Below are 6,775 nucleotides of genomic sequence, written 5' to 3' on the forward strand. Positions count from 1 at the left end.
CGGCGGGCCGGGCTCCGCGCGTCCGCCTTATGCTGGCCGGATGCTCGAAGCCGCCCTGCTGCCGACCCCGCTGGTGGACTGCACCGACGAGGCCTTCGCCCGGGCCGGGGTGGAGCTGCGGCTGAAGCGGGACGACCTGCTGCACCCGACCGTCCCCGGCAACAAGTGGCGCAAGCTGGCGCCCAACCTGGCCGCCGCCGTGGAGCGGGGCCACACCCGGCTGCTGACCTTCGGCGGCGCCTACTCGACCCACCTGCGGGCCGTCGCGGCCGCCGCCGGCGCGCTCGGACTGGAGAGCGTCGGGCTGGTCCGCGGCGAGGAACTGGCCGACCGGCCGCGCAACTGGTCGCTGCGGGCCGCCGAGGCGGCCGGGATGCGGCTGGAGTTCCTGACCCGGGCCGCGTACCGGGAGGCCACCGGCCGGGCCGAGGGGGAGGACGGCGCGGCGGACCCGCTCCGCCGCTGGGGCCCCTGCCTGGTGCTCCCGGAGGGCGGCTCCAACGCCCTGGCCGCCGTCGGCGCGGCCGCGATCCCGGCCGAACTGCCCGACCTCGGCGAGCGGGACGTGGTCTGCTGCCCGGTCGGCACCGGCGGCACCCTGGCCGGCATCGCGGCCGGCCTGCCGGCGGGCGCCCGGGCGCTCGGGGTGGCGGTGCTGCGCGGCGGCGAGGGCTACCTGGAGGAGGAGGTCGCCCGGCTGCACCGGGCCGCCTACGGGCGCGGGTTCGACAACTGGCGGATCGACCACGGGCACCACGGCGGCGGCTACGGGAAGGTCCCGGCCGAGCTGGCCGGCTTCGCCGAGCGGTTCGAGCGCCGCCACGGCATCCCGCTGGAGCGCCGCTACGTCGCCAAGCTGCTCGCCGCGCTGGCGGACCTGGCGGCGGCGGGCGCCTTCCCGCACGGCACCCGCCTCACCGCCGTCGTCACCGGGCTGCCGGATCCGGAGTAGCGGCCGCCGGCCGTCGGGGCGAGGCGCCCACGGTTCAGCCGCGCGAGGTGCCCGCCCGGACGCCGGGCCGCCCGCCCTTTCCGGGCGAACGCGGGGAGGACGGGCGGGAGTTCGACGGGCGGCCCGGCCCTCAGGCGGGCCGGAGGCCGGGCGCGGTCAGCCGAAGGTCAGGTTCGCGCACGGGTCGGTGTCGGCGGTGCGGGTGTTCTCCGCTATGCCGGTGGGGACGCCGCCCGGGAGGGCGCCGGGGGTGCTGCCCGCGGTGGCGCCCGGGGCGGCGCCCGCCCCGGCAGGGGCCGCGGCGGCAGGGGCCCCGGCGGCAGCCCCGGGAGCGGTCCCGGCACCGGGCTCCGGGCTCGGGGCGGCCACCGCGTCGAGCCGGGTGCCCGCCCCGCGGTAGTCGGCGCCGAGGGCGACGGTGATCGCCCCCGAGCCGGGCTCCTCGACCGCCTTGGCACCGGGGAAGAGCGCCACGACCTGGTCGGCGACGGCCTTCAGCGCGGGGTCGTAGGAGACCTGGGTGGCCTGCTGTCCGGGGGAGTTGGGGCCGAGGGTGATGCTCCGGAAGCCGCGCGCCTTGAGCGTCTCGGCGCCGGAGCCGGCCAGGCCGGGCGTGCCGACCCCGTTGACCACGGTGATCGGCGCCGCGGCCTGCTCCGGGGTGAGCGGCGTGGCCGGGGCGGCCGGGGCCCCCGGGTCGGCGCCGGGGGAGGAGGTCACCTGGCCCGTCCCGGAGGTGCTCTGCCCGTCCAGGGTGCGGTCCTCGCGCAGCAGCTTCCAGAGCGCGTCGGCGTCCGGCTGGACCAGTCGCACCCGCTCGCCGGCGAAGCGCCAGGGGGCGGTGACGAAGGAGACGTCCGAGAGCTTGATGTCCTGGATCGAGCGGGCGAAGTCCACCAGCTTCATCGCGGTGCCGAGACCCTCGTCCACGGTGAGCGACTTGGTGGCCGCGTCGGCCAGCGGCAGCAGGGTGGGCAGCGAGAAGCCCTGGCCCTGCACCTTCTTGATCATCGACGAGAGGAAGGCCTGCTGGCGCTTCATCCGGCCGATGTCGGAGTTGTCGCCGATGCCGTGGCGCGCTCTCAGGTAGTCCACCGCGGACTGCCCGGAGAGCTTCTGGAGGCCCTTCTTGAGGTGTATGCCGAACTGGTTGACGTCGTTGGGCACGCAGGCCTCCACGCCGCCCACGGCGTCGGACATCGCGGCCGCGCCCTTGAAGTCGACCACGACGGTGTGGTCGATCCGCAGCCCGGTCAGCTTCTCGACGGTGTTCTGGGTGCAGGCCGGGTTGCCGCTCTCCGCCAGGCCGACGGTGAAGGCGGAGTTGAACATCTGGTCGTTCTTCGGCGTCGTCCAGCTGCCGTTCGGCAGCTTGCAGGACGGGATGGTGACCAGGGTGTCGCGGGGGATCGAGACGCCGACGGCGTGCTTGTGGTCGGCGTAGATGTGCACCAGGATCGCGGTGTCCGAGTGGCCGACGCCCTCGTCGCCGCCGCCCAGCGAGTCGTTGCCCCCGTCGCGGGTGTCCGAGCCGAGCAGCAGCACGTTGACCGGCACCTGGGCGCCGGGGCTGGCCGGCACGGCGGCCGGCGGGCGCTCGGTGGCGACGCCGCCCGGGTCGAAGGTGGTGATGTTGTTGTCCAGCCGGTGGTAGAACCAGGCTCCGGCACCCGCGACCGACAGCACCAGTGCGGCGGCCAGGCCGATGGCGGTCCGCAGGTAGCGGCGCCGACGCGCACTGCTGCTCATCCTCAGTGCCCCCCGTCTTCAGGTATCTCGCGTTCGATGTTCGATGTTCGAACGTTAGACGTTCCGGGAGGCGGTTCGGTTACCCCCCCGGGGCCAACGGACAGCCCCCGGGACCTGTGATGCTGGTCACGCGCCCGGGCCGGAGGCGCCCGCGAGCATCCTCCGGAGCAGGTCGCGCAGGGCCGTCCGCTCGTCCGGGCCGAGTGCGGCCAGCGGCTCGCGGGCGAAGTTGAGCGACTCGCGGAGCTCCTCGGAGGCGGCCGAGCCGGTGCCGGTGGCGGCGACCAGCTTGACCCGGCGGTCGTGCCGGTCGGCCTCGCGGGTGACGAAGCCGCGGGATTCGAGCCGGTCGACGATGCCGGTGATGTTGGAGGGCTCGCAGCTGAGCGTCTGGGCGATCTGGCGCATCGGCATCGGTCCGCGCCGCAGCAGGGCGAGCACCTTGGCCTGGGCGCCGGTGAGCGAGCGGGCGGCGGCGGCCTCCTCGTACTCGCGGTGGAACAGCGCGACCAGGTTGGCCATCAGGTCGACGACCTCGCGGGTGATCTCGTCGGGCTGCGGCGTGGCGTCCTCGACGGGCTGGGTCTCCATGGTCAAAAGTCTACCTGAAAAGTTGACAGGGTGAACCTTTCATGCCCATCGTTACTTCAGTTCATCAACCTTTCATGTTGTGAACAGCGCCTGAACCCGCACCCGAACCCTCAAGGAGCCCCCGATGGCAGAGCAGGCCGCCACCCCCGCGACCGCCCGTGAATGGCACCTCGCCGCCCGCCCCCAGGGCTGGCCGGTGCCGACCGACTTCGCCCTGGTCGAGGCCCCGGTCCGGACCCCCGGCCCGGGCGAGGTCCTGGTCCGCAACGTCTACCTCTCGGTGGACCCGTACATGCGGGGCCGGATGTCGGACCGCAAGTCCTACGCGGAGCCGTACGAGCTGGACAAGCCGATGCTGGGCGGCGCGGTCGGCCGGGTCGTCGCCTCGCGGGCGGAGGGCTTCGCCGAGGGCGACTACGTCCTGCACTTCTTCGGCTGGCGCGAGTACGCGACGTTCGACCCCAGGACGGCCGTCAAGGTGGACCCGGACGCCGCGCCGCTCTCCACCTACCTGGGCGTGCTGGGCATGCCGGGGCTGACCGCGTACGCGGGGCTGACGCGGGTCGCCGGGATCAAGGCCGGCGACGTGGTGTTCGTGTCCGGCGCGGCCGGCGCCGTGGGCGGCATCGTCGGCCAGCTCGCCAGGCTGAAGGGCGCGTCGCGGGTGATCGGCTCCGCCGGCTCGGACGAGAAGGTCGAACTCCTGGTGGAGGAGTACGGGTTCGACGCCGCGTTCAACTACAAGAACGGTCCGGTGGCCGACCAGCTCCGGGCGGCGGCCCCCGACGGCATCGACGTGTACTTCGACAACGTGGGCGGCGAGCACCTCGAAGCGGCGATCGACTCGATCAACCTGCACGGGCGCATCGTGGTCTGCGGCATGATCTCGCAGTACAACGCCACCGAGCCCACTCCGGCCCCGCGCAACCTGGCGCAGATCATCGCCAAGCGCTTCCGCATGGAGGGGCTGCTCGTCGGCGACCACTACGACCTCCAGCCGAAGTTCGTCGAGGAGGTCTCGGCGTGGGTGCGCTCCGGTGAGCTGAAGTACCGCGAGACGGTGAGCGAGGGCATCGACGGCACGGTGGACGCCTTCCTCGGTCTGCTGAGCGGCGTCAACACCGGCAAGATGGTCGTCCGCCTGGACGGCTGACGATCCGTCAGGAGGCCCGACCGCCCCGCCGCCCCCACCGGGCGGCGGGGCGGTCCGTCATGTGCGGCCCGCGGTCGGGCGCGGGCGCCGCGGCCGCACTACCGCATTCCGTCCGGATCCGAAAGTGCGTCATCCATCCTGTGGCGCCTCGCGGTACGGTGGTCCCGCCGACGATGGGGCCGTTCGGGGGAGAGATCCGGCCGAGGGGTAGACCTCGTTGAGGATTCGACTAGCATTGAGCGAAAGCCTGTCCGTTTTGCTCAATTTAGTAGCTTAATGTCGGCTAACGTGAGTAACTGCGGATCAACTGCAGGCACGAGGCAGCTGGGGAAGGCGACCCTCGTCCACAGCCTGGAGGTCCCGGTGACGACACGTGGAGTCCTGTACGTCCACTCCGCGCCCCGCGCGCTGTGCCCGCACGTCGAGTGGGCCGTCGCGGGGGTGCTCGGTGTGCGGGTGAGCCTGGACTGGATCCGCCAGCCGGCCGCGCCCGGGCACTGGCGTGCCGAGCTCTCCTGGCAGGGGGAGCCCGGTACGGCTTCGAAACTCGCCTCCGCGCTGCGCGGCTGGCAGCTGATGCGGTACGAGGTGACCAGCGAGCCCTGCGCCACGGCGGAGGGGGAGCGGTACAGCAGCACGCCCTCGCTCGGCATCTTCCACGCCGTCACGGGCATCCACGGCGACATCCTGATCCCCGAGGACCGGTTGCGCGCCGTCCTGCTGCGCGCCCGCAGCGAGGGCGCCGACCTGGAGGCCGAGATCGCCCGGCTGCTCGGCAAGCCCTGGGACGACGAGCTGGAGCCGTTCCGGTACGCGGGCGAGGGCGCGCCGGTGCGCTGGCTGCACCAGGTGGTCTGAGGCCGCCCCGGCGGGCCGGGCGGACAGCGGACGGACAGAACGGTACGGCGAAGACGGGTACGACGAAGGGGCCGGCGCTCACGGCGAGCGCCGGCCCCTTCGTCACGGGCGTCAGTGGGTGCGGAAGGCCAGCACCACGTTGTGGCCGCCGAAGCCGAACGAGTTGTTCAGCGCGGCGATCCGGCCCTCGGGCAGCTTGCGGGCCTCGTCGCGGACGATGTCGGCCTCCACGTCGTCGTCCAGCTCGTCCACGTTGATGGTCGGCGGGGCGATCCGGTGGTACAGGGCCAGCACGGTGGCGACGGTCTCGATGCCGCCGGCGCCGCCCAGCAGGTGGCCGGTCATCGACTTGGTGGCCGAGACGGCGATGTGGTCGAGGTCGTCGCCCAGCTCCTTGCGCAGCGCCTTCAGCTCGGCGGTGTCGCCCTGCGGGGTCGAGGTGGCGTGCGCGTTGACGTGCACGATCTCGGCCTTGTCCAGCTCGTTTCGCTCGAACAGGTCGGCCAGCGCGCGGGCCACGCCGGCGCCGGTCGGCTCGGGCTGGGCGATGTGGTGGGCGTCCGAGGACAGGCCCTGGCCCACGGCCTCGCAGTAGATCCGGGCGCCGCGCGCCTCGGCGTGCTCGATCGACTCCAGCACGACCACGCCGGCGCCCTCGCCCAGCACGAAGCCGTCGCGGCCCTTGTCGTACGGGCGGGAGGCGCGCTGGGGCTGGTCGTTGTTCTTGGACATCGCCATCATGTTGGCGAACGCGGCGATCGGCAGCGGGTGGATCGCGGCCTCGGTGCCGCCGGCCACCACGACGTCGGCGCGGCCGGTGCGGATCATCTCGATCGCGTAGCCGATCGCCTCGGCGCCGGAGGCGCAGGCGGAGACGGGGGTGTGCACACCCGCGCGGGCGCCGACCTCCAGACCGACGTTGGCCGCCGGGGAGTTGGGCATCAGCATCGGGACGGTGTGCGGGGAGACCTTGCGGGCGCCCTTCTCCTTCAGCACGTCGTACTGGTCGAGGAGGGTGGTCACGCCGCCGATGCCGGAGGCGATGACGGTGCCCAGGCGCTCGGGGGCGAGCTTGGAGGACTCGTCGGTGGCGGGGGTCTCGAAGCCCGCGTCGGCCCAGGCCTCGCGGGCGGCGATCAGCGCGAACTGGGCCGAGCGGTCCAGCTTGCGGGCCAGCGGGCGGGGCAGGATGGTGCCGGGCTCGACGGCGGTGCGTGCGGCGATCTTGACGGGCAGGTCCTCGGCCCACTCCTCGGTCAGGGCGACCACGCCGGACTTGCCGGCGACCAGGTTCTCCCAGGTGCTGGCGGCGTCGGCGCCCAGCGGCGTGAAGGCGCCGATACCCGTGACGACCACGGTGCGGTTTTCAGCGGTCACTGGTTTCTTCTTCTCTCACGTGTGCAGGGGTCGGCGGCGTGCCGAGGATGGGCCCGGCCGGGCGCCCCGGTGAGGGGGCGTCCCGGCCGGTGGGC

At 73.5% G+C, this 6,775-nt stretch carries 6 protein-coding genes; 3 read left to right on the top strand and 3 right to left on the bottom strand.

All coding sequences use genetic code 11. The annotated features are described in order from the left end of the window. The first annotated feature begins 40 nt into the window (after nt 1–40). Nucleotides 41–952, top strand: coding sequence for a 1-aminocyclopropane-1-carboxylate deaminase/D-cysteine desulfhydrase (locus ACFRQN_RS39120; protein WP_074000760.1), 912 nt, complete (start codon nt 41–43; stop codon nt 950–952). A 156-nt stretch (nt 953–1,108) separates the two neighbouring features. Here ACFRQN_RS39120 and ACFRQN_RS39125 read toward each other — a convergent pair whose 3' ends face one another. After that, on the bottom strand, nt 1,109–2,701 hold the full coding sequence (locus tag ACFRQN_RS39125; RefSeq protein WP_380745396.1) for an LCP family protein: 1,593 nt from the start codon (nt 2,699–2,701) through the stop codon (nt 1,109–1,111). 126 nt (nt 2,702–2,827) lie between these two features. Continuing rightward, complete coding sequence (locus ACFRQN_RS39130) at nt 2,828–3,292, bottom strand: MarR family winged helix-turn-helix transcriptional regulator (protein WP_074000762.1); 465 nt, start codon at nt 3,290–3,292, stop codon at nt 2,828–2,830. A 124-nt stretch (nt 3,293–3,416) separates the two neighbouring features. Here ACFRQN_RS39130 and ACFRQN_RS39135 point away from each other — a divergent pair, with 124 nt between their 5' ends. After that, on the top strand, nt 3,417–4,445 hold the full coding sequence (locus ACFRQN_RS39135; RefSeq protein WP_049656683.1) for an NADP-dependent oxidoreductase: 1,029 nt from the start codon (nt 3,417–3,419) through the stop codon (nt 4,443–4,445). 363 nt (nt 4,446–4,808) lie between these two features. After that, nucleotides 4,809–5,303: a DUF3145 domain-containing protein gene (locus ACFRQN_RS39140; RefSeq protein WP_049656686.1), complete on the top strand. Its 495-nt coding sequence runs from the start codon at nt 4,809–4,811 to the stop codon at nt 5,301–5,303. 111 nt (nt 5,304–5,414) lie between these two features. Here the strand turns inward: ACFRQN_RS39140 and fabF are convergent, their stop codons facing one another. Then, nucleotides 5,415–6,680 (bottom strand): beta-ketoacyl-ACP synthase II, encoded by a 1,266-nt coding sequence (fabF, locus tag ACFRQN_RS39145; RefSeq protein WP_049656688.1) that lies wholly within the window; start codon nt 6,678–6,680, stop codon nt 5,415–5,417. Nucleotides 6,681–6,775 lie beyond the last annotated feature (95 nt).

It is taken from the genome of Kitasatospora sp. NPDC056800, assembly GCF_042789775.1.
GTDB lineage: Bacteria > Actinomycetota > Actinomycetes > Streptomycetales > Streptomycetaceae > Kitasatospora.

Coding starts and splice junctions, on each gene's coding strand:
- ACFRQN_RS39120 (WP_074000760.1), top strand. CDS start 41: ATGCTCGAAGCCGCCCTGCTGCCGACCCCGCTGGTGGACTGCACCGAC.
- ACFRQN_RS39125 (WP_380745396.1), bottom strand. CDS start 2,701: ATGAGCAGCAGTGCGCGTCGGCGCCGCTACCTGCGGACCGCCATCGGC.
- ACFRQN_RS39135 (WP_049656683.1), top strand. CDS start 3,417: ATGGCAGAGCAGGCCGCCACCCCCGCGACCGCCCGTGAATGGCACCTC.
- ACFRQN_RS39130 (WP_074000762.1), bottom strand. CDS start 3,292: ATGGAGACCCAGCCCGTCGAGGACGCCACGCCGCAGCCCGACGAGATC.